Annotated in this window: 18 protein-coding genes and 1 pseudogene; 7 read left to right on the forward strand and 12 right to left on the reverse strand. The window is 47.1% G+C overall.

What is annotated here, in order from left to right; all coding sequences use genetic code 11:
- Nucleotides 1-5 precede the first annotated feature (5 nt).
- The 8 genes and pseudogenes from argS to AC1DSE_RS03845 all read right to left on the reverse strand — a co-directional run.
- Nucleotides 6-1,256, reverse strand: a pseudogene (gene argS, locus AC1DSE_RS03810) (arginine--tRNA ligase); the annotation flags it as partial.
- Entirely contained in the window at nt 1,256-1,726 is a 471-nt protein-coding gene (locus tag AC1DSE_RS03815; protein ID WP_477512201.1) for a YwiB family protein, read from the reverse strand. The gene AC1DSE_RS03815 and the pseudogene argS, both read right to left, overlap by 1 nt.
- Before the next feature lie 79 nt (nt 1,727-1,805).
- Entirely contained in the window at nt 1,806-2,315 is a 510-nt protein-coding gene (locus AC1DSE_RS03820; RefSeq protein WP_477512200.1) for a DNA-deoxyinosine glycosylase, read from the reverse strand.
- 158 nt (nt 2,316-2,473) lie between these two features.
- Entirely contained in the window at nt 2,474-4,723 is a 2,250-nt protein-coding gene (locus AC1DSE_RS03825; protein ID WP_477527415.1) for a bifunctional 2',3'-cyclic-nucleotide 2'-phosphodiesterase/3'-nucleotidase, read from the reverse strand.
- A 195-nt stretch (nt 4,724-4,918) separates the two neighbouring features.
- Nucleotides 4,919-5,788 carry an agmatinase gene (gene speB / locus AC1DSE_RS03830; protein ID WP_076271583.1) on the reverse strand — a complete coding sequence of 290 codons (870 nt, stop codon included), beginning with the start codon at nt 5,786-5,788 and terminating at the stop codon, nt 4,919-4,921.
- A 38-nt stretch (nt 5,789-5,826) separates the two neighbouring features.
- On the reverse strand, nt 5,827-6,654 hold the full coding sequence (gene speE / locus AC1DSE_RS03835; protein ID WP_054025894.1) for a polyamine aminopropyltransferase: 828 nt from the start codon (nt 6,652-6,654) through the stop codon (nt 5,827-5,829).
- 242 nt (nt 6,655-6,896) lie between these two features.
- Entirely contained in the window at nt 6,897-7,973 is a 1,077-nt protein-coding gene (locus tag AC1DSE_RS03840; RefSeq protein WP_477527416.1) for a LacI family DNA-binding transcriptional regulator, read from the reverse strand.
- A gap of 134 nt (nt 7,974-8,107) precedes the next feature.
- Complete coding sequence (locus AC1DSE_RS03845) at nt 8,108-11,065, reverse strand: carbohydrate-binding protein (protein WP_477527417.1); 2,958 nt, start codon at nt 11,063-11,065, stop codon at nt 8,108-8,110.
- A 510-nt stretch (nt 11,066-11,575) separates the two neighbouring features.
- Here AC1DSE_RS03845 and AC1DSE_RS03850 point away from each other — a divergent pair.
- The 7 genes from AC1DSE_RS03850 to AC1DSE_RS03880 all read left to right on the forward strand — a co-directional run bounded on the left by AC1DSE_RS03850 (nt 11,576) and on the right by AC1DSE_RS03880 (nt 19,640).
- Complete coding sequence (locus tag AC1DSE_RS03850) at nt 11,576-13,684, forward strand: transglycosylase domain-containing protein (RefSeq protein ID WP_477527418.1); 2,109 nt, start codon at nt 11,576-11,578, stop codon at nt 13,682-13,684.
- Between the two features lie 181 nt (nt 13,685-13,865).
- Entirely contained in the window at nt 13,866-14,150 is a 285-nt protein-coding gene (locus AC1DSE_RS03855) for a hypothetical protein (RefSeq protein WP_477527419.1), read from the forward strand.
- 287 nt (nt 14,151-14,437) lie between these two features.
- Nucleotides 14,438-15,436, forward strand: coding sequence for a ubiquinol oxidase subunit II (gene cyoA, locus AC1DSE_RS03860; RefSeq protein WP_441884792.1), 999 nt, complete (start codon nt 14,438-14,440; stop codon nt 15,434-15,436).
- Nucleotides 15,437-15,498: 62 nt separating this feature from the next.
- Entirely contained in the window at nt 15,499-17,469 is a 1,971-nt protein-coding gene (locus tag AC1DSE_RS03865; RefSeq protein WP_477527420.1) for a cbb3-type cytochrome c oxidase subunit I, read from the forward strand.
- Complete coding sequence (gene cyoC / locus AC1DSE_RS03870) at nt 17,469-18,110, forward strand: cytochrome o ubiquinol oxidase subunit III (RefSeq protein WP_076271579.1); 642 nt, start codon at nt 17,469-17,471, stop codon at nt 18,108-18,110. Before AC1DSE_RS03865 ends, cyoC begins: the two co-directional genes overlap by 1 nt.
- Before the next feature lies 1 nt (nt 18,111).
- A complete protein-coding gene (gene cyoD, locus AC1DSE_RS03875) occupies nt 18,112-18,450 on the forward strand; it encodes a cytochrome o ubiquinol oxidase subunit IV (RefSeq protein ID WP_076271578.1) in 339 nt (112 codons plus the stop codon).
- A 170-nt stretch (nt 18,451-18,620) separates the two neighbouring features.
- Nucleotides 18,621-19,640, forward strand: coding sequence for a GNAT family N-acetyltransferase (locus tag AC1DSE_RS03880; protein ID WP_477512193.1), 1,020 nt, complete (start codon nt 18,621-18,623; stop codon nt 19,638-19,640).
- Between the two features lie 85 nt (nt 19,641-19,725).
- Here AC1DSE_RS03880 and AC1DSE_RS03885 read toward each other — a convergent pair whose 3' ends face one another.
- Genes AC1DSE_RS03885 through AC1DSE_RS03900 form a run of 4 tightly spaced genes read right to left on the reverse strand, consistent with a single transcriptional unit; the run spans nt 19,726 to nt 22,635 of the window.
- Nucleotides 19,726-20,415, reverse strand: a complete 690-nt coding sequence (locus AC1DSE_RS03885) for a hypothetical protein (RefSeq protein WP_477512192.1) — start codon at nt 20,413-20,415, stop codon at nt 19,726-19,728.
- Nucleotides 20,412-21,590, reverse strand: coding sequence for a hypothetical protein (locus AC1DSE_RS03890; protein ID WP_477527421.1), 1,179 nt, complete (start codon nt 21,588-21,590; stop codon nt 20,412-20,414). The genes AC1DSE_RS03885 and AC1DSE_RS03890 overlap by 4 nt, the downstream gene beginning before the upstream one ends.
- 32 nt (nt 21,591-21,622) lie before the next feature.
- On the reverse strand, nt 21,623-22,186 hold the full coding sequence (locus tag AC1DSE_RS03895) for a hypothetical protein (RefSeq protein WP_477512190.1): 564 nt from the start codon (nt 22,184-22,186) through the stop codon (nt 21,623-21,625).
- Entirely contained in the window at nt 22,183-22,635 is a 453-nt protein-coding gene (locus tag AC1DSE_RS03900; RefSeq protein WP_339205969.1) for a sigma-70 family RNA polymerase sigma factor, read from the reverse strand. The genes AC1DSE_RS03895 and AC1DSE_RS03900 overlap by 4 nt, the downstream gene beginning before the upstream one ends.
- Nucleotides 22,636-22,695: the final 60 nt, after the last annotated feature.

The raw sequence follows: 22,695 nt of genomic DNA on the forward strand, positions 1-22,695 counted from the left end.
AATCAATCCATGCTCCGCATGGAGAAGAAGTAACGAATCGCATCGATGCCCACTTCATCCATCAGATCCTGCATAGTAACTGCTTTGCCCGTACGCTTCGACATTTTCATTTTCTCGCCGTTCTGGAACAAGCTGACCATCTGTGCAATTAACACGGTCAGTTTCTTCGGATCGTTGCCTAGTGCCTCCATCGCTGCTTTCACACGCGGAATGTAGCCATGGTGATCGGCACCCCAAATGTTGATCATCTGATCGAAGCCGCGTCCGTATTTATCCATATGATAGGCGATATCCGGTGTCAAATAGGTATATGAGCCGTCATTTTTCACGAGCACGCGGTTTTTGTCGTCACCAAAAGTCATGGTAGACAGCCATGTCGCTCCTTCTTCTTCATAGACATGCCCTGTCGCCTTCAGCGTTGCAAGACCTTGCTCCACTTGTCCGCTCTCGTATAATGCTGTTTCACTGTACCAAACGTCAAAACCGACGCGGAATCTTCCGAGATCGCGTTTAATTTTATCAAGCTCCCGCTCAAGGCCAAACTGGCGGAAAAACGTAAAACGTTCTTGATCAGGCAATTCCAGCAGCTTATCGCCTTCTTGCTCGACAAGAAGTTTTGCAAAACCAATAATGTCCTCGCCATAATAACCATCCTCCGGCATTTCCGCTGCTTGACCAAGCGCTTGACGGTAACGAGCTTCGATGGATACAGCTAGGTTCTCCACCTGCTTGCCCGCATCATTAATATAATATTCGCGCGTAACATCATATCCCGCATAATCAAGTACATTGCACAATGCATCGCCAACTGCGGCACCGCGAGCATGTCCAAGATGCAGGCTGCCCGTAGGATTCGCGCTCACGAATTCTACCTGTACACTTTTGCCGGAACCATCCGAAGTACGTCCGTAGTTTTCTCCCGCTTCAAGCGCTGCAGCCACAACCGGATAGAGATAGCTGTTATCCATACGGAAGTTAATAAAGCCCGGGCCTGCAATTTCCGCTGCTTGAATAGAAGCTTGCTTCGTATCCAAATGCGCAATAATCGCCTCAGCGATTTGACGAGGATTTTTCTTCGCCAGCTTCGTCAGCTGCATCGCTGCATTTGTTGCCAAATCACCGTGCGATTTATCCTTAGGAACTTCGAGCACAAACGCTGGAAGCTCTTCCCGCGCTGCCAAACCAGCCGCTACCGCTGCATCAGCGATCGCTGCTTTGACTWGTTCATACATCTTCTCTAATACATTTGCATTCATTAATTTTGTTCCTCCTGTATATGGAGCCGGATATGAAACCGACCCGACATTTGATCACCAACGTACAATTCATACTCCCATTCAAGTGTAAAAGGCAGCTGATCGGGCAATGTGTCCATCGCTTTCATTACACCATCTTCACCCGGCGCATGAAGCCGCAGCCGCAGCGTTTCTGCTTCAAGCGATAAAGATGTCATTTGTGATTGATAGCTGCCAGCTCTCCTATGTTCAGGAACAAAAAGCTGCTCCGATTCTATAGCGCCGCGCCGCACAACTGACATTTCTTCCGGCCGGAATCGAATAAGCGTCCGTATTTCACCAGCTTCTGTATCGCCTTCCACTGCCGGCTCAATGTAGCGGATAAATATGGATTTCTCCTTGCGGAACCAATCCCCTTTGTAAGCATGAGTATGCGAGCTTCCATCCTGCACACTCTCCAATGTAATTCGCACTTTCCTGCTGTCTGCCATCATCTTGCTCCTGTTATCAGTCTAATCTTATGTAACTACTATATACAGGTAGGCTCCGAATTTCAACGCTAGAGCCCGGTTAACTTGTTGCAAACGGTACGATATCACGCCATGCCTCCACACGATCCTCGAGCGTTCGCATACGCGGAGTTGGAATCGGACTGGAGGAAGGCAGCTTGAGTAACGTGATGCTTCGAAAGCTTTCATGCCCTTTATAAAATTTCTGAAAGGTATCGTATGCCTTGCTTCCGTTAAATGCAAAGCAGCGCAGCTCTGGATATTTGGCTACAAGCTCCGGCAGCTTCTGCGGTACGATTCCACGTATGTTCACATCCAAGCTGCCTTCGCGCTCGCAAGATTCGATAACATCCCATAACGCTAAGCGATGCTCCTTTAAGAATGTGAGACGGTTGTCATATACAGGGTCTGGGTCTGACTCATTAAATAAACGATATATAATTTTCCACATAAAGTTTTGCGGGTGTCCATAAAATTGCTTATGCTCAAGCGATTTTACGCTTGGTGCTGTCCCAAGAATCAGCACGCGTGATCGCTCATCGATAACAGGCGGAAACGAATAAATGCGCATGTCGTATAGCCCCCTAATCTATTTTTAAAATCAGCAATAACGTCTTATTATAAGCCCATTCTAGCCTCGATCATACGATCGCTTTTTCTGTTTGTATTAGAAAAAGACGCTTCCCGCTAAGATTACGCGGAAAACGTCTTTTTATCAATGCGAATCGATTATTTGGCCGGAATCTTTATGCTTTGACCCGGATAGATTCTATTCGGGTTCTTTAGCTTATTGTAGCTGGCTAATTTCTGCCACGTCGTTCCGTGCTCCAAAGCTATTGCATAGAGAGTGTCCCCTGCTTTAACCGTATAAACCGAAGCTTGAGGAGTCGTTGGAACAGAAGTCGTTGGCTTCTCAGGTTTAGCTGGCTCTGTCGGCTTCGTCGGTGTTGTTGGTGTTGTCGGTTTTGTTGGTTCTACCGGCAACACTACTGACTTCGCACTTAGATTAAGCTTAAACTCTGCATAGCCATCAGCTGTATCACCCGTGTAGGAAGTCAACTTATTCGCTTCCGCTGCACTCTTTGCTTCCGGTGATGTCTTGATTGTCACGTTCACGGTGTCATTAATTGTCGCTAGCGACCAGTTGCCATCCGCTGCCGGATCAATCGTCTTGAAGGAGCGAATGTAGTCAATGACAACCTGGCGGTTCTCATCCGGGGAAGCAAGGATAATACGTTTGCCGTCCGGGTTAGCGAATTTGCTGGAAGATGCACGGTAGTTGTTCGTTGCAACAACGAACTTCTGATCCGCCTTAATTGGTTTTCCTTCAAACTGCAAATTAACGATCCGCTTTGCGCTTTCGTTCTTGAGCGCGCCGCCAGCTTCATACTTCGTCGGTTGTGCAACATCGATCTGATAGGTCACACCGTCAATGACATCGAAGTTGTACGTTGGAAAATCATAATTGATCAGCTCTTGCTTCTCTGTGCTCGCTGCATCGATCTGCTTGAATTGACCAGCTGACCACTCGAGCCATTCTTTAATCTCCGCTCCTGTGACGAGTACAGCATTCACAGTATTCGAGTACAAATACAAATCGGCAACATTCTTGATTGCAATATCGCCCGCCTGAATATTGGTATAATAGTTCGGTCCTTGGCGGCCGCCAGCCTTAAACGGTGCTCCTGCCGAAAGAACAGGAAGCCCTTCATATTCCGTTCCCTGCAGCTGCTTCTCTACATACCATTTTTGTGCATTCGTAACGATTTGAATGGATGGATCATCTTGAACAAGAGCAAACCAGCTGTTGATTGACGCTGTCGTCTTGCCGACAGGCCCTCGCACATACGCCAGCGTATGCTCATGATCCTCTTTCACCGCATCGACAACAGCTTTGTCAGCTTCTACAAGAGGTACCTTATTTACCGCATCAAAGATAGGCTTAACCGTGCTCTTGGAATCGACAACGGCCCATTTCCCATCCTTGTTCTCCAGTGTTAAATCAATAATCCCAAGATTATTTCCCCAGAAGCCCGGTTCAACCGCAGGCACTCCGTTAATCGTTCCTTTGGCGAGATCGACACCCGTTTTTCCTTCAAACGATTTGTCAGGGAATACTTTATGCGCATGTCCGAACAAAATCGCATTAATGCCARCAACTTTGCTTAAATAAAGCACCGAATTTTCCATGAGCTCTGATTGCGGGATATCTTCAAAGCCCGAGTGCGGAATCGCAACAATGATATCCGCTCCCTTCGCTTTCATTTCCGGTACAAACTTTTCTGCCGTTTTGACAACATCCTTAACGATAACCTTGCCTTCTAGATGAGCTTTGTCCCATGTTGTAATTTGCGGAGGCACAAATCCAATCACGCCTACTTTCAGCTTATGCTTCGCGCCCTTGCTGTCTGTTACCTCTTTATCAATAATGAGATAAGGCTTAAACAAATTAACATCATTCGTCTCATCCTTGTCTCCATCTACTTTATAAATGTTTGCATTTACATAAGGAAAGTCTGCGCCCGCGAGCGAGGTGTCCAGAAACGATAAGCCATAATTGAATTCATGATTGCCTAAGTTGCCTGCATCGTAGTTAAGCAAATTCATAGCTTTGTACACCGGATGCGTCTCGCCCTGCTTCAGCTTATCAACCGTAGCGACATAATCACCTAGGGGATTTCCTTGAATCAAATCGCCATTATCAAATAATAGACTGTTCGGAGCTTCCTCCCGCGCTTTCTTGATGAGCGTTGCCGTCTTCGCGAACCCATATTCATCAGTAGGCTTGTCCGCAAAATAGTCATAGTTCATCATGTTCACGTGCAGGTCCGACGTTTCCATAATTCGCAGTTGCACTGTATTCCCTGCACCCGCATCAGCCATTGCCGTGAACGGCATAGCCCCTAGACTAACGGTAATAGCAGCAGCTAAAGCACCCTTCCACACCGATTTGTTAACCAACAAAAACGCCTCCTTCATTCTCTTTCTATTAATAAGATGCTCTGCTGCAAGCACAAGATGAAATAATGTTTTCCTACAATATATTAATTTAAATATTCTGAATTGTCATTTATTTATTTTGTTAATCTAAAGTACCCTTTTACAATAAAAAAAAGGCTTCACGCCACGCGGATAAATGACCGCTGGCAGTGAAGCCTTCACTCTATTTAATGACTATTTCAAAAAGCCTAGAAGCATCTCGCGAATAACCTTCGCCGCAACAATTTGCGTTTGCTCCGTCGGATCATAAGCTGGTGCAACCTCAACGAGATCGAAGCCCACAATGTTCACGCCGGAACGTGCAATAGCATGAACGGATTCAATAAGCTCCTTCGACGTAATGCCGCCCGCTTCCGCTGTACCAGTACCTGGTGCTGCAGATGGATCAAGCACATCGATGTCGATCGTTAAATAAACCGGACGTCCTTCGAGCTCAGGAAGCACCTTCTTAAGCGGCTCCAAAACCTCGAACGGATGGAAGTTGATGTTCTCGCGTGCATATTGCCACTCTTCGCGCGATCCTGAACGAATACCGAACTGGTAAATGTTCTGTCCACCCATAAGACCAGCTGCTTTGCGCAGCGGCGTAGAGTGAGACAATGGCTCGCCTTCATACGACTCGCGCAAATCAGCGTGAGCGTCGAAGTGAATGATCGCAAGATCAGGGTACTTTTTGTACACCTCTTGGAAGATCGGCCAAGAAACAAGATGTTCGCCGCCGAGACCAACAGGAATTTTACCGTCGTCTAGCACACCACGAACGAATTCGCCGATGATTTCCAGACTGCGCGCTGCGTTTCCGAAAGGAAGCAGCAAATCACCAGCATCGAAATATTCAATGTCCTCGAGGCTGCGATCTAGGTAAGGGCTGTATTCTTCAAGTCCAATCGACACTTCGCGAATGCGAGGAGGGCCGAAACGGGAGCCTGGACGGAAGCTAACCGTGAAATCCATCGGCATGCCGTAGATAACCGCTTTGGAAGCTTCGTAGTTGTCAGAGCTCAAAATGAAGACATTGCCTGAATATTTTTGATCTAATTTCATGAGGTATGTCCCTCTCTTTCCTGAAGCGTAGCCGCTTGTTACTTCACAAGATCTTCAACAAATTTAGGAAGCACGAATGCTGCTTTGTGAAGACGAGGCGTGTAATATTTTGTATCAATTTCTGGAATTGCTGTCTCATCAACAGCAAGAGGATCGTGTTTTTTGCTGCCCATTGTGAACGTCCACAGACCGCTTGGGTAAGTAGGAATGTTGGCGCCATATACACGAACGATCGGGAATACTTCCTTCACGTCTTTGTTTACGCTTTGGATCAGGTCCGCTTTAAACCAAGGGTTGTCCGTTTGAGCAACGAAGATACCGTCTTCTTTCAATGCTTCGTAGATGCCTTGGTAGAAGCCCTTCGTAAATAGGTTTGCCGCAGGGCCAACCGGTTCAGTGGAATCAACCATAATAACGTCATAGGTGTTTTTATGATCATGAATATGCATAAAGCCGTCGTTTACAAGCACTTCAACACGCGGGTTGTCGAGCTCGCCAGCGATGGATGGCAAGTATTTTTTGGAGTACTCGATTACTTTACCGTCGATGTCGACAAGAACTGCCTTCTTCACCTTCGGATGTTTCATTACTTCACGAATAACGCCGCCGTCTCCGCCGCCAACAACGAGCACGTACTCCGGATTCGGATGCGTGAAAAGTACAGGATGCGCAACCATTTCGTGGTAAACGAACTCATCCTTAACCGTGGTCATAACCATACCGTCGAGAACAAGCATCGTTCCAAACTCTTCCGTTTCGATCATATCAAGCTGTTGAAAATCTGTTTGTTCATTAACGTAAGTCTTAGTGATCTTCGCCGTTATGCCGAAGCTATCTGTTTGTTTTTCCGTATACCACAATTCCATGGTGTTAAATCCCTTCTTTCCTTCAATCGTTCAACCTGTATTATAGTAAAATTATTAAATCACTACAAGTACTCTAGACAATCCGTGCATTAACGTTTTTCAAAGATTTTATTAAGTATAATATCCTGATTTTCCGTACGATATGTAGATGCTGTTTCACAACAAAGGCTGTCCCACATAACATGGGACAGCCTTTATTCATCTTGAAAAGGTCATACCTGTTCTTTTGTATAATGTCCTTCTCAACCATTTGCCAGCTTCACGCAGCCTGTCGTTTCACGAATGATCAGCTCTACCGGCAAAGCCTTGCACCTCTCCTGAACAGGGTTGCCATCAATCTGATCGAGCAGCATGCGGATCGCTTCCTGCCCTTTCTCCAAAATATTTTGAGAGACGGTCGTTAGCGCAGGCGAAGTAAAGCTAGAGATGGACAAATTGTCAAAGCCGATTACCGAATAGTCCTCCGGCACCTTTTTGCCTAGTTCTCGCAGCCGTTTAAGCAAACCCATCGCACTTACATCCGAAAACGAGAAGATCGCCGTCACGTCCGCAAGCTTGATGAGCTGATCCGCAGCGCGATAGCCACCATCAAGCGATGTCGGGAGCCTGATCATTAAGGCTTGATCGTATGGAATACCCGCTTCTGCCAGCGCATCCTTATAGCCTAACCATCGCTCATGCAAAACACCGTAATATGTGATGCGCTCAAGCGGAATATCTCCAATTAAAAGTGCAATTCGTCGATGTCCTTGGTCGATTAAATAACGAATCGCGCGATAGCTTCCTTTTCTGTCCTCTAAATTAACTTGATATAGATCCTCCCGCTTCAAGTAGCTATCAATAAAGACGGCAGGCATGCCTAAGTTTACAATGCGATCAACTGCCTGCGAGCCCTCATTCGTCCCCATCACGATTAACCCATCCAATCGACGCTCCTTGGCGAATGTGAATGTTTCTGTGCTCTCATCAATACCCGATAAAATAATATGAAATTGGCGATCACGTGCCCCTTCTTCTACACCTGTAAGCAGGTCCCAATAAAATGGGTTGTCCTGCAGCCTCCCAGGCTGCATCATCGGTACGACGAGTCCAACAAGATGCGTACGCCGAGTCTTTAGATTTCTAGCAGGCAGATTTGGCGTGTAGCCAAGCTCGATAATTACCCGCTCGATATTTTCTTTCGTTGTGCCCGATACCCTTCCCTTGCCGTTAATAACATTAGATACCGTCGCAATCGATACACCAGCCACCTTGGCAACGTCTACGATGCTTACTTCATTTTTCATCCTCTTATCGCTCTCTTTCGTCTCAAAGCCCATCCGGCTCCTTGAGTTAAACGTTTTATCATAGTATAGCTTATTTGTGGAGGCACTAAAATTTGTACTCCGAAAATATAAAAAAAGAAGAAGCAAACCGGCTCAAGCGAGCCAGCCTGCTTCCCCTATATTTCATACTACCAGCCGCTGTTGCCTGCACCTCTAGTTATTACAAACTGATTATTCGGATTCGATAGGCCTCCCGATGCAGCCCCTGTGACCATTACATTGCTAAACGTCCCTGATCCTGTAACGGAATCGAACAAAATCCCATAGGTGCCGGCGCCGCTGATATTCACTTGATTAAAGCTCACGTTTGTTATCGATTGATTGTAGCTGAATTTCACAGCTTCATAGGTGCTGTCATTAATTTGAACATTATCGACAACGATTGGAGCCGAAATGCTCTGATTTTCTGCATAGATCCATAAACCGCCGAAGCTCGTGTTCCAGTTGCGCTCCCAGCCGCCTGTACGGTTCAACGTATTTCGTTTCACTTCAGTCGTGCCGCTAAACGCAACGGCATTGAACCTTGTGCTGACCACGATGCCTGCAGAAGCCGTCACCGTGTCTGCACCGATGTTATCCCATATCTTGTTGTCCTTGCCGCCGTAAAGGGCGTAAGTATTTGCAAGAACAGGAACCTGGGCGATATTATAGCGGAACATGCTGTTCTCATTCGGTGAGCCGTCCGACCACATCGCGAAGGCGTCGTCCCCTGTATTGCGTACACTGAAATGGCTGATCGTTGTATTTTTGACACCGCCGTGAAGGTTTACACCATCCGCCCATGTATTGCGAATCTTACCTCCGACTACATATAAACCGTCCGTTCCAGACTGCAGCCAGAAGCCCACCTTCGTATGCTCGATCCATACATTTTGAATAAGCGAGCCTGTTCCAAAGTTTCCTTCGAAAGCAGCGTGGTCCGCACCGTCGTTCCGATACAGCGAATCTCCCGTAATCGCAAGATCGGTAATCGTTACATTACCGCCTACGCCATAAAAGCCGCCTTTCCCGTTAGTGCCTTGCAAATTAGAGTACCACATGCCAGCGCCGCGAATATGGATACCGTTCACATTCACTCGGTCATTCATTCGGAAGGTGCCTGATGGAATCCACACGCCTGCTTTGCCTGTCGACTTCGCATTAGCAATAGCGTCGCGAATCGCTTGCGTATCATCACCTGCATCGCTCGCTACAGCTCCGAAGGAGGTAATGCTCACGAAATTAGCAGGCATTGTGTAGGCGGCATCTACTTGTTCCAAGTTAATAAGATCAATCGTATAGTAAGAAGCTGTATCGCCAGAATCCTTCTGCAGCTTCACCGTAGCCCCCGCAGGAATGTTTCCGACAAGGAAGCGGCTCTCATCATAGAAACGATGCCCTTCGCCATTCGCAGCATTGTCGTTGTATGGATAAGCGCCATACGTCCATGCATAACGTGACGTTAGGCTAAGTGTCTGTGTTTTAGTTCCGTTCACATAAAGGCTAAGTGTTCCATTCGTACCGCCGCCCCCTGCCGAATCAGGCATACTGTACCTGACGACAACAGAGTTAGCAGCTTGTGGCGCTGTCCACTGCACATAATGCCCAGTAGATGTCAGCTTTACAGCGCGTCTTCCCGACGATTCTGATTCAATAGTCAAATAAGTGCGGTTTGCTGTAAGCACCTGAGCGTTCGTCGTGCCGCTCTCCGCTTCCAGCTCTTGATAAGGTACGGTTGCTCCCCGCGCCGCCAAGCCGATTCCACCTGCTGCGGAAATGTAATCGATCGCTATTCCGCCGCTATTTCCGCTGTCATATTGATACGTAATCGTATTTAAACCTTTGCGGAGGCTCAGCGTCTCGCTTTGACTGCCCCAAGTGGTTGCTCCTCCAGTTGCTGAGAGCGTTGTTGTTTTAACAAACACGCCATTCACGTAAATATTTATCGTCTTGCTCGTCCCTGTTCCATTTGCGTAGCGAAGCTCAACGGCCGAGTTCCCCTCCGCAGTCCGGTTAACGGTGAAAATAGCTCTCGCACCGACGCTTGTAAAGTTCTGCAAATAGGTCGATGCTTTGGTTACTCCACCTGAGAAAAATTGATCCTCCGCTTGATACACAAATCCCGTGCCCGGCGTTGGTGTTGGTGTTACAGTAGGCGTAGGCGTTGGTGTCACGGTTGGTGTTGGAGCTGCTGTAGGGGTTGGTGTCGGCGTTGTTGTAAGAGCACCTACAACGAGGTTATCCAAATTGATATTTCCAGAATCCGTCGTATCAAATTGAAGCCGAACGGCATTGCTGCCTGCATTCAGAGTAACAACTTCCAGCTTGGTGCCCCATGTGTCCCAATTCGATGTAGCTGGAAGCGTAACCTGACGAAGCTTCGTTCCATTCAGATAAAGGCTTAATGTTTTATCGCTGCCTGTTCCATTTGCATATCGGAACGTCAGCTCACGGCTTCCGGCTGCGGCTGGCGTAACTGCAAATTGTAATGCCGCGCTTCCTTTGTTGCCATCTGTGAAGCCGCCGACAAATCCGGTTCCCGTATAGCCCGTATGATCGTTAGCTATAGTTGTTCCTCCCGTAAGAGTCGCCGCTTCTGCTTCAAGGGTGTTTGGCGCAGCTGGCGCTGCTTCAACATCAATTTTGTCTAAGTTTACGTTTCCTGTGTCTGTCGCGTCGAATTTGTAGCGGATCGTATTGCTGCCTGCTGCGAGCGTCAATGCTTCCGTGCTGGTCGTCCAGCTGTCCCAATTCGCGGTTGCATTCAGCGTCGTTTGCTTCATTTTGACGCCATTTACGTATAGGCTCAACGTCTTCGCACTGCCATTCCCATTCGCATACCGCACGGTTACGTTATGAACCCCAGCTGCTGCCGCGCTTACCGTAAACTGAGCAGCTGCATTTCCCTTATTGCCATCTGTAAAACCGCCAACGAAGCCAGACCCGGAATAACCCGTATGATCATTCGCATATACGGCTCCCCCTGAGAGTGAAGCCGACTCCGCCTCGTAAGAAGCTGCATAGCTGGTTTGTGCCTGCGCGAAGAATGTGAGCACCATACTCATAATAATGAGTACGGATAGACGTTTCTTAAGACTAATCGTCATTAATCATCACGATCCTTTTCATATAATAGAAGCTCATTTACCTGCGTTGATTTGAATAAGTGCGATTCTAATGTAAACGCATTCATAAATCGATATCCACTATGTCAGGCAACACCACCTTTCAATAGAACATTTTTTGATCCATTAGCAGCATAGTAAGGAAGGTTCACGGATCTTTGCATAATACCATGCCTTATTTTACGATTATGATAACCAATTAAACGTTTAACCAAATAACACTTGTCATTCGTGRTTAAACCTTTAATCAGAGATTATCATGCGTTTTCCTTATCGTCAACATCCTAATTTCTAGCCGATTATTCTTGTATTGCAGGCTGCTAATTCTTATACCACGCTACTGAATAAAGTCCGAATATCAATCTATATAATGAATACTATTTAATCCTCTTCTACAATTATTTACGATTACGCTCCTCTTCGTGAATAGGGTGTTCTTCGTTTTTCCATACTAAGGAAAAGTGAAGTTTTGCATTGAAGGGAGCCTGCTCCATGAAAAAAAATTCCAACCAGCAGGGTAAGCTGCGCCGCAGGCCTGCTTTTCCATTTATAACCGAGAGGTTCCTTCCCCAATTTCTGAAAATGAAGAAATGGTTGAGATGGGCAGCTGCCGCATTCACCCTTTTCATACTCATCTTGGCCGGTACACTTATCTTTTTACGTACGCAATCGCTGCCAGTCACCGCAATTAGCCAAACATCTCAAATGCTTGATTTGCATGGCAATGTCATCGATACGTTTCATGCAGGAGAGAACCGCCGTTCTGTACAGTTATCCGACATTTCGCATTATGTAATTGAAGCAACCTTAGCTATTGAGGATCGCCGCTTCTATGATCATCGCGGCTTCGATATGAAGGGAATGGCGCGAGCCGTTATGGTTAACGTCCAAAGCTTCTCGGCACGCCAAGGCGCAAGCACGCTTACTCAGCAGCTCGCACGTAATCTATATTTGACGCATGAGCGAACCTGGCAGCGCAAGCTGAAGGAAGCGATGTACACGGTTCAGCTTGAAATGAATTACTCCAAAGACGAAATTCTGGGCATGTATTTGAATCAAATTTATTATGGCCACGGCTCCTATGGTATTGAAGCAGCGGCGATGATGTACTTCAATAAACACGCTTCCGAGCTCACGCTTGCAGAAAGCGCGATGCTTGCCGGCATTCCGAAGGGTCCTAAGTATTATTCGCCGTACCTTAACATGAAGAATGCAAAGGACCGCCAGCTTACTATTTTGCAGGCGATGCTTGAAGGCGGCTCAATTACATCCGAGCAGGCTGATGCCGCCTATAAGGAAATGCTGAGCTTCCAGACACTTGGCTCTGGCGACCAGGAAGGGTTTGCGCCTTATTTTCGCGATTACATCAGGTATATTGCTGTCGACAAGCTGGGTATTAATGAACATTTGCTGAATGAGGGCGGAATTACCATCTATACAACGCTTGATCCGTCCGCGCAAGCAACGGCTGAAGAGGTCATTGCAAAGGGCTTTCCCGAAAACTCCGAGCAGCAAGCGGCGCTCATTGCAATAGATCCTCGCACCGGATATATCAAAGCGATGGTTGGCGGAAGAAATTATAAAAACAACCAATATAATCGAGTGTTTGCAAAGACGCGCCAACCCGGCTCCTCCTTTAAGCCTTTCTTATATTTAACCGCCTTGCAAAGCGGTTTTATGTCGCCTGTTACCCGTTATAAGAGTGAACCAACTGTATTCACTTATGATGAGGGACGGAAGACGTATGAACCACGCAACTACGGTGACAAGTATTTGAATGAGCTGATTGATATGAGACAGGCGCTGGCCAGCTCGGATAATATTTATGCGGTTAACACCATCATGACCGTCGGCGCTGATAAAGTTATTGAAACGGCAAAGAAGCTGGGAATTGAAAGTCCGATGAAGCCGGTCCCTTCACTTGCGCTTGGCACCTTTCCAGTTAGCCCATTCGAAATGGCTTCTGCATTTGGTACTTTCGCAAACGGCGGCATTCACATGGAGCCGATTGCGATTCTCCGCATTGAGGACCGAAAGGGACAGGTATTATATGAAGCAAAACAAAAATCAGTGCAAGCCATCACCCCAGCCGAAGCCTATGTTATGACCAGTTTAATGGAGAGTGTATTTGAAGAAGGCGGAACAGCTTTCCGCGTATCTTCTATTATTAAGCGGCCGATAGCAGGCAAGACGGGTACGACCCCAACAGATGCATGGCTTGTCGGGTATACGCCTGAACTAGCGACAGCAGTGTGGGTAGGTTACGATAAGGATCGCAAATTAACCGTTGCCGAGGCTTACCGCGCTGCTCCGGTTTTCGCCAAATTTACTGAGCAAGCGCTGTCTGCTATACCGCCGAAGATTTTCCCGATTCCGGAAGGCATCGTGAACGTGTATATCGATCCGACAAGCGGCAAGCTTGCAGAAAGCAGCTGTCCGCACAGACGATTAGAAACCTTCATCAGCGGAACGGAGCCGACTGATGTATGCGGCGAGCCTGCGGGTGCAGGAAATAACGACAGTGACGCCACTCAAAATGGATCTGGTACAGCAGGACGACGCTCTTGGTGGAATGACTTGAAACGCTGGTGGACAGACTAAACAAACAGCAGCCTTCCTTTAATGAGGAGGGCTTTTGTTCCTTCCAATATTGAACCAACCGTGATCTTTGCGCATTTTTGTCCAACTTATGATCAAAAAGTGAATTTTCTTTGAACAAAACCACAAAGTTGTGGTATAGTATGGATAAGAAAACACTTACAATTGATCGGGAGTGTTAAATATGACAACAAAAACCGCAACAATCAGCAACATTCAGCCTTCTAAATCAGATGTCAAGCGCCTCGTAAAGGCAATGACTGCCATCTCTTGGATCGTTTTATCTATTGGCGTTTTATTAAGCCTCATTAACTTAAGCCATTTCAGCGATAAAAATGTTGGACTTATGGTCGGCATCGGATTCCTAATCGRCAGCGTTCATATTTATGTTATTGGCACAGCGATCGGACTTGTTCATGCACGCCTTAACCAAGAGCAGTCGTCAAAGGATTTTAACGATCCTCAATAATTAAAATTAACTTCATCACTCTTAACCAATAGACAGTCACATTCGGTCAATGACCAGATGCGACTGTCTATTTGCTTTTACTGGGACAAAACAATTTTATTTGGGTAAAGTTACTATATGTAAGAACAATTCACTGTCTGAACGCTCCTAAATCTAACAGTTGTCTAAGCCGTGAACTTTCTATTACAGAATAAAGACGAATTATTGACGTAATTGTTAACCCCGCAGTTATTACCTTGTGGATCTGCTATTGTAGTCGTAAGCAGTAATTTTGAGGAGTTGAACTGATGATGAGACCGTTTCTTCGTATGCTGACACCCGCACTGATTATGCTAATGGCCGTTATGCTTTCCGGCTGCGGCGAGCAATTCATCGTGCTCGATCCGAAAGGGCCAATCGGCGAGTCTCAGAAAGATTTGATTTATTTTTCAACCATTCTGTGTGCGGTTATTATCGTGCCCGTACTTATCCTGACAGCTGTTATCGTCTGGCGGTACCGTGATAAGCCCGGCAGTAAAGCTTCCTATAAGCCTAACTGGGAGCACAGCACGAAGCTAGAGATTACCTGGTGGAGCATTCCGATTGTAGCGATCCTTGTTCTTGCTATAGTCACCGTCAAATACACGTATGCGCTCGAGCCTTCCAAACCGATTGAGTCGGCTAAGGCGCCAATTACGATTCAGGTTACTTCACTTGATTGGAAATGGTTGTTTAAATATCCAGAAGAGGATATTGCGACCGTCAACTATTTGAAGATTCCTGAAGATACGCCGATTAGATTCCAGTTAACATCGGATACGGCGATGAACTCCTTCTGGGTGCCACAACTCGGCGGACAAATTTATTCCATGTCAGGGATGGCGATGACCTTATTCCTACAGGCTGATGAGCAAGGCAGCTATTATGGCTCCGGTGCTAACTTCACAGGAAAAGATTTTGCCAAAATGACATTCAAGGTGGATGCTACGTCCGAAGAGGACTATAAAGCTTGGGTAGGCGAGGTTAAAGCATCGTCGCCTGAACTGACAATGGAAGGGTTCGAGAAGCTTACTGAACCAGGTCCTTCTAATGTGCAGTTGTTCTCCAGCTTCCCTGAAGGATTGTTCAATAAAATTGTAACGCAATATGTAAAAGGCGACGGCAGCGCTCACCAGCATCATGGTGGAGGCGCAACAGAGCCCGCCGCAGAAACGGATAAAGAATCCATTACAGCGGATACGTCTGCGACGCAAAAAGAAACGAAAAGCAAACCAGATTTAAATGCTCATATTCATGCGGGTCATTAACCCGCTTTCAAGCAAATGCTTAAGAGGCGAGTTTGTGCCACAAACTTTTAGGAGGACCCCTCATGTTAGACAAAATTAAAGATTTCGCGTCCGAATTTTTCGTCACAGGCGATCCGCTTATTTTAGGGGCTCAAGTATCCATCGGCCTGTCGGTTGTGGCGATTATATTCACGCTTACCTTTTTCAAAAAATGGCGCTGGCTTTGGACGGAATGGCTGACCAGCGTCGATCATAAGAAGATCGGTATTATGTATATCATTGCATCTATTCTTATGTTGTTCCGCGGCGGCGTTGATGCGCTGCTCATGCGTGTTCAGCTCGCAGCGCCTGAAGTGGAGTTTTTGCAGCCGGATCACTATAACCAAATCTTTACGACGCACGGCGTAATCATGATCTTGTTCATGGCGATGCCGCTTATGTTCGGTTTATTCAATATCGTCGTTCCACTGCAAATTGGTGCCCGCGACGTTGCATTCCCGTTTTTGAACTCCCTTAGCTTCTGGATGTTCTTCTTCGGTGCCATGCTGTTTAACGTATCCTTCATTATCGGCGGTTCACCTGATGCAGGATGGCTCGCTTATCCGCCGCTCTCTGAGCTGTCAGGAAGTCCGGGACTCGGACAGGACTTCTATATATGGGGTATTCAAATCTCAGGTATCGGTTCATTGGCTACAGGTATTAACTTTATCGTTACGATTCTAAAAATGCGCGCACCAGGCATGAAGCTCATGCAAATGCCGATGTTCGTATGGTCTGTTTTGTCGTCATGTGTAACTATTATTTTCGCATTCCCAATTTTGACTGTTACCTTGTTCCTATTGTTCATCGACCGTTATCTAGGCGCTCACTTCTTTACGCTCGACGGCGGGGGCAACCCGATGATGTATATCAACCTCATCTGGATGTGGGGACATCCTGAGGTATATATTGTTATCTTGCCGGCTTTTGGTATTTTCTCTGAAATCGTTTCGGCTTTCTCGAAGAAAAAATTGTTCGGTTATAAGTCAATGGTATTCGCGCTTATGTCGATCAGCTTCTTCTCCTTCTTTACATGGGCGCATCACTTCTTCACAATGGGTTCAGGCGCCAACGTCAATGCTTTCTTCGCTTTGACAACGATGATTATCGCAATACCGACCGGGGTTAAAATATTCAACTGGCTGTTTACGATGTATCGAGGCCGAATTAGGTTTACGACTCCGATGATGTGGACGGTAGCATTTATTCCCTGCTTCGTTGTCGGTGGGATGACCGGGGTGCTCTTGTCTGTCGCACCTGCTGACTTCCAGTTCCATAACAGTTACTTCCTGATCGCGCATTTCCATCAGGTGCTTATCGGCGGCGTTGTGTTCGGTTACTTCGCAGGCCTTTACTACTGGTGGCCAAAAATGTTCGGCTTCCGTTTGCATGAAGGTCTTGGCAAATGGGCATTCTGGTTCTGGAACATCGGCTTGTATGTTTGTTTCATGCCGCAATACGCACTTGGCTTAATGGGTATGACGCGTCGTTTCAACGAATATGACTTCGATATGGGCTGGCAGCCTTTGAACGTCGTCTCTACTGTTGGAGCATTCTTGATGGGTATCGCGTTTATTTTCCAAGTATGGCAAATCGCTCACAGCATCAAGTTTTTCAAGAAAGAAAAGGATGGCGATGCATGGGATGGCCGTACACTCGAATGGTCGATACCATCACCTGCGCCGCTATATAACTTTGCTCGCTTGCCACAGGTTACTAGCCAAGACGAGTGGTGGGAAGAAAAGCAGCGCATTGCGAATGGTCAGCCTGCTAAACCACTTGCGCCGCTTGAACCGATTCATATGCCGAAAAATTCAGGTATTCCATTCATTATGTCGATCTGCTGGTTTATTGCAGGCTTCGGCTTCGTATGGGATTGGCTATGGATGGCCATACCAGGTCTAGTCGGCGTAGCCGTATGTATGCTTGTTCGTTCGTTCTCTTACGATACCGATTATTACATTCCGGTGGATGAGATTGAACGCACGGAAGCAGCGTTAAGGGGGACAAAATAATGGCACATGCAGTTTCCACTCCAGCAGGAGCGCATGGCGGACACGGCGCTGGACACGGCGGCGGTCACCATGACGATCATCACGATCAAGAATCGATGAAAATGTTCGGCTTCTGGCTGTTTCTTATAACCGACGTTATTTTGTTCGGTACGTTATTTGCAACCTATGTCGTCCTCCGTCTCAACACTGACGGCGGACCGACAGGTGCCGAATTGCTTGAGATGAACGGTATTATCATTTCGACCTTCATTCTACTGACAAGCAGCTTTACAAGCGGTATAGCCGTTCTTGAAATGAACAAAGGCAACAAGCGCGGCCTTATTCTTTGGCTCGCTATTACAGCAGTTCTCGGCGCTTCATTTATCTATCTTGAAGTAAATGAGTTCATGCATTTGGTGCACGAAGGCGCTAATATCGGAACAAGTGCTTACTGGTCAGCCTTCTTCGTTCTCGTCGGCACACACGGACTTCACGTTTCGCTTGGCTTAGTCTGGATGATTGCACTAATTCTTCAGATTAGACGCCGCGGCATTACACCCGTTACGAAGCGCAAAGTCGGCATCATCAGCTTGTACTGGCATTTCCTGGACGTCGTATGGATTTTCGTATTCTCAATCGTTTATTTGATGGGGGTGATGTAGGATGGAAAACCATAACACACATTCGCAGGACGCACACGGGTCCCACGGCGGATCGATGAAGTCTTATGTGATCGGCTTCCTATTCTCCATCATTCTGACAATCATTCCGCTTGTCGTAGTAATGAATGACCTGCTCAGCAAAAAAGCTGCAACGCTGCTCATCCTTGTGACGGCAGTTCTGCAATTTGCTGTTCAGCTTATCTTCTTTATGCACATACGGGATGAGGAGAAACCTCGCTTCAACCTGATGGCGCTTATATTCGGCCTCGTTATTTTGCTGACGATCGTCGCAGGTTCTGTATGGATTATGACTTACAATGCCGTTGCCGTCGCTTCATAATCGGCAATATGAATAAATATAAAGCTGTGCTAAAGTCTCTCTGACTTTGGCGCAGCTTTTTTTCGTTTGTTATTTAATGTTTATAGTCAAACTCTCCCTATCTAGGGCTGCTTCATCCGTGCCATAATCATCTTATATGAATACCGAAACGAAAGATGAGGTGGGACGCCATGTCCATTACACTACGCCCCTTGCAGCTGCCAGAGGACTACGAGCAGCTTGCACAATTGCTTAATCAAGTGTGGTCAGAACCGACGACTGCTGAGAACCTGCATGATGCAGATAAGAAGCTTTATGAGATTGGACATACATGGATGGATGAGAACGGACTGCTTGCCGGATACGATCGCGAGCGGCAGGTTGCAGTAAATGAGCAAGGCGATATTGTCGGCTACGCCTGGACGTGGCGGGCGCCTTGGACAGAGCCTGGCTACTTATGCAATACGCTTGTCGTATCAGAGTCTTATCGCAAGCAGGGAATCGGCCAATTGCTGTTAGCTCACATTGGAAAATGGGCTTTGAAAATCGGCGCTTCTACGCTCATTACTGAAGTATGGGACGATAATGAGGATGCGATTCAGTTTGCAAAGCGACATGCTTTTGTAATTGAACGCCATGCCTTCCAGTCCGTCCTTACACTTGGTGAACATGATGGAGCGCAACAACCGCAATTTCCAAGCATGCCAGACCTTGGGGCGCTACGCTTCCTAACGCTTGCCGATGAACCCGGTGAAGAAAGCGAACAGAAGCTGTATGAGATCTATAAAGAAACACTGGTAGACATTCCCGGTTATCTTGGTGAAGTCCCTGATTTCGTCGAATGGCGCAAATGGTATTTGAAAGTAGACGGCTATGCGCCTGAGCAAGTGATTATCGCTGCTGACGGCGACCGCTTCGTAGGGGTTACTAATGTCCTGCTTAATCCACAAACAAACGGGATGTATCATGAATATACCGGCGTAAGCAGAGCTTATCGCGGCAGGAAGATTGCTTTTGCTTTAAAGCTCAAAGCAATTGAGCTTGCTCAGCAGCATCAAGCCGCATACATCCGTACAGATAATGACTCAACAAATGCACCTATTCTCAGCATTAATCGCAAGTTAGGTTATATACCTCTTCGCGGCTCTTATCGTGTCCTAGCTCCTCTTCAAGAGGTGTTGAGTAAGTTGCCCATCGAAGTACAGCAATGAACGAGATCTCCTCATATCCCCTCTCTAAAAAAAAGCAGCTTGAAGCGAGAACATCCCGCTTCAAGCTGCTTTTCCAATTCCGCTACTAACGCCCCTGTTCCACAACCTCTACATCCTTCGGTACAATTAATGTCAGCTCCGGGCTGACCGTGTCTGAGATGAGGCCGCCGTCCCGGTGATCGACGGAACCAATCATGACATACATCGTTGAGCCAACAACATCGGTTTTCAGCATTTTATTGTCCAATCGCTCATACTTCTCGGATGACCAATAACGAATTTGGCCAAACAGCTTAAGCTCACGTGTTTCCGTAAGCTCAAGCGTCACGCCATCCAAGGTGTGCACAACAATCTTCTTAATATCAGCAGGCACCCCTATTTTCTTCGTTTCCACGAATGCCGATCGCTGCGTCATCTGTAGCCCTCGCTGCAGCTCATCGAACAAGCCCGTTGACATGAGCAGTGCAAGCCCGAGACTGGCTGTTCCAACCATTCCTACAAAAAAGACACTCATCCAGTCATAACGAACGATAGTACGCGCACTGCTAGAAAACTTCAAGTAAAGCAGCAGCTCCGCTCCGAGCATAATGAAAACGACGGGCGCGACCCACACGAGCACCTCGTAAGCCTCCATGTCCTGCCATAGAGAGACAGCTAACGCTGTCCCCACGAGAATCAGTGTCACGCCCATCGATAATGAGCCGACGCGCCAAGTGCGAACGCCTGATGGTTGATTGACAGACGGTTCAGCCATATTTACCGTGTTGGTGTTCAATGCGAATCCTCCTCGTACTTTCTTGGCATCGGCTTATGAAGCTCTGGCGGTTTACCTTTGCTCATTACCGGAGATGCCTTGCTTCCGAAAGCTAGACGCATGCCTACAATAATCATAATAAATGCGACAACCGCCGTTGGTATCATATATTTAATTTGCATGTATTGGGAATAAAGCTCCCTTGAGAAATGAGAAGTAACCTCTACAGCTACACGATCGAGCAAGTAATAAACGCCGAATCCCAGCAGCCCAAAACCAAACCAGCGCTGATAAGGGACAAGCTGCGTCAATACCGGTTCATCGGTAAGCTCCTGACGCTCATAACGAGACGTCTGCTGCAGCGCATCGAAGAAAGCAAAGCACCAGAACAGCGGAAGCAGGAAAAAAAACAGCGACAAGCGCAAATTGTCCATAATATAGACGGCGAGAAGAAAACCACCCATTAGCTGCAGGCCGCGTTTTTGCAAACCTAGATACAGATGTCCTGCACCTGGAAAAATAGCTAATGCGATAGCCAGCACTTTGCTTTTACGCCCAGAGGCGATATACGATTCCACGTCCTCAAATATAGCACGGTCCGCCACATGCTCCCCGCGCTGCTTGGCATGCAGCTGGCTAATTGCGTCAAACATGCTGTATATCCAAATAACAGGAAGCGCCAAAAGAAACACGAGCAGCTCTGCCCTGTGCGTTATCGTGCCTAAGAAGACGATAATCGCAAACCAGCCAATGAAGGAAATGAGGAAGGTAATACCCCGCTGCATAAGCCCCATATTCATATGCCCTAGACCCGGAATCAGAGAGAACATGATCGTCCGCGACTTCTCGCGCTGGCGCTCTTGCTCCAAAGGAACAAAGCCTGGCGAGAAATGATCAGCAGGATGCGCGAATGGATGCTGGTTTGCCCCGCCTGACGGCAATCCCTTGCCTAGCAGCAGGAAGATGACCATATCAATCATATTGATGATTCCCGCCATCGCCGCTATAAAAAACAAAAAGATATAAACTGTATCCTCCATATACCCGCCCATTAATCCAAATAGCATACACAATCCTATCGAACCAAAGAAAGCTCCCCCGTACAAAACCGCACGTACTGGGCGACCTGCATAGGCATGTCCTACGCCAGGTAAAAAAGAAAGAAAGAACGCCGCTAACGGGCTTTTATTCATCATTTATTCATTCCCTTCTGTCTTCTTTTTTTCATTTATCTAAATCGAGAAGCTTTTAAGCCATCGAGCCACGATCCGGTTTGATCAACCATTCTGTCTGACCAAGATTCGGAATGTCCACCTGCCGCCGCTGGTGGATTCGGCCTTATATCCTGCTGTTTATTCTCATTCATATCAAGCTGAGCCAGCTTCTGTGAGAAGGAGGCAAAAGTCCCGCTGGCAAGCAGCAGCAGCGTAATCGAAGCAGCTATGGTGTAATGCGTTACCGGATGCTGAAGCCATGTCCGCAGACGGCGAGGCTTCTCTTGTATAGTACTCGTCACAACATGTGGCCCGACTTCTCTATGATCATGTTCCTGCTCCATCATCAATTGCTCCACGACACGCTTTTCTATTTGCTCCATGTTAGGCATCGGCGTGGTTAAATCAGAATCTGCCCGCTGCATCTCGCCCTCAGCTGTTTCAATCGCAATGACGAACAGCTGCAAACAGAAGTCGCAAGCAGCCAAATGCTGCTCAACCGGTATACGCTCAGCCTCAACCAGTCTGTCGTTTACGTAACGGGACATTTGATCAGAAGAGATATGCTCAATCATCATTCGAAGTCCTCCTTCCGAAAATGGCGCTTCATCCAGCCTCTTGCACGGTACAGCCTGGACTCTACGCTTTTGCGTTCTAGTCCAGTTTCGGCTGCGATTTGTTCATATGACTTGTCTTCCATATAATAAGCGGTTATGACTTCACGATAGTTTTCCGGCATTTCATCAACTCGCTCTCGTATCTGCTGCCTATCCGCCTGTTCGATGGCTAATGTTTCTGCAGCAGGAGCAGACACAAGTTCTTCATGTACTTTTTCAGACATCGCTTCGCTATCCATTAGCTCCTCTGGCTTTCGTGCACGGCTGCGTTTGAAATCGATCGCTCGATTGACGGCAATACGGGTAATCCATGTTTTGAGCCCATCCAATCGACAATCCGGAAGGGAGCGATAAATTTGCAGCAGCACTTCCTGTGTAATATCCTCCGCATCATGCGGTGAACGAAGCACTGCGAAGACTGTTCTATATATATAAGGACCATATGCCTGTACAAAAGGACCAAAATGCTC

It is taken from the genome of Paenibacillus sp. 01L418, assembly GCF_056400045.1.

Bases quoted from the DNA above. Each gene is read 5' to 3' on its own strand.
- AC1DSE_RS03815 (WP_477512201.1), bottom strand. From the start codon at position 1,726: ATGGCAGACAGCAGGAAAGTGCGAATTACATTGGAGAGTGTGCAGGAT.
- AC1DSE_RS03820 (WP_477512200.1), bottom strand. From the start codon at position 2,315: ATGCGCATTTATTCGTTTCCGCCTGTTATCGATGAGCGATCACGCGTG.
- speB (WP_076271583.1), bottom strand. From the start codon at position 5,788: ATGAAATTAGATCAAAAATATTCAGGCAATGTCTTCATTTTGAGCTCT.
- speE (WP_054025894.1), bottom strand. From the start codon at position 6,654: ATGGAATTGTGGTATACGGAAAAACAAACAGATAGCTTCGGCATAACG.
- AC1DSE_RS03840 (WP_477527416.1), bottom strand. From the start codon at position 7,973: ATGGGCTTTGAGACGAAAGAGAGCGATAAGAGGATGAAAAATGAAGTA.
- AC1DSE_RS03845 (WP_477527417.1), bottom strand. From the start codon at position 11,065: ATGACGATTAGTCTTAAGAAACGTCTATCCGTACTCATTATTATGAGT.
- AC1DSE_RS03850 (WP_477527418.1), top strand. From the start codon at position 11,576: ATGAAAAAAAATTCCAACCAGCAGGGTAAGCTGCGCCGCAGGCCTGCT.
- cyoA (WP_441884792.1), top strand. From the start codon at position 14,438: ATGATGAGACCGTTTCTTCGTATGCTGACACCCGCACTGATTATGCTA.
- AC1DSE_RS03865 (WP_477527420.1), top strand. From the start codon at position 15,499: ATGTTAGACAAAATTAAAGATTTCGCGTCCGAATTTTTCGTCACAGGC.
- cyoC (WP_076271579.1), top strand. From the start codon at position 17,469: ATGGCACATGCAGTTTCCACTCCAGCAGGAGCGCATGGCGGACACGGC.
- cyoD (WP_076271578.1), top strand. From the start codon at position 18,112: ATGGAAAACCATAACACACATTCGCAGGACGCACACGGGTCCCACGGC.
- AC1DSE_RS03880 (WP_477512193.1), top strand. From the start codon at position 18,621: ATGTCCATTACACTACGCCCCTTGCAGCTGCCAGAGGACTACGAGCAG.
- AC1DSE_RS03890 (WP_477527421.1), bottom strand. From the start codon at position 21,590: ATGATGAATAAAAGCCCGTTAGCGGCGTTCTTTCTTTCTTTTTTACCT.
- AC1DSE_RS03895 (WP_477512190.1), bottom strand. From the start codon at position 22,186: ATGATGATTGAGCATATCTCTTCTGATCAAATGTCCCGTTACGTAAAC.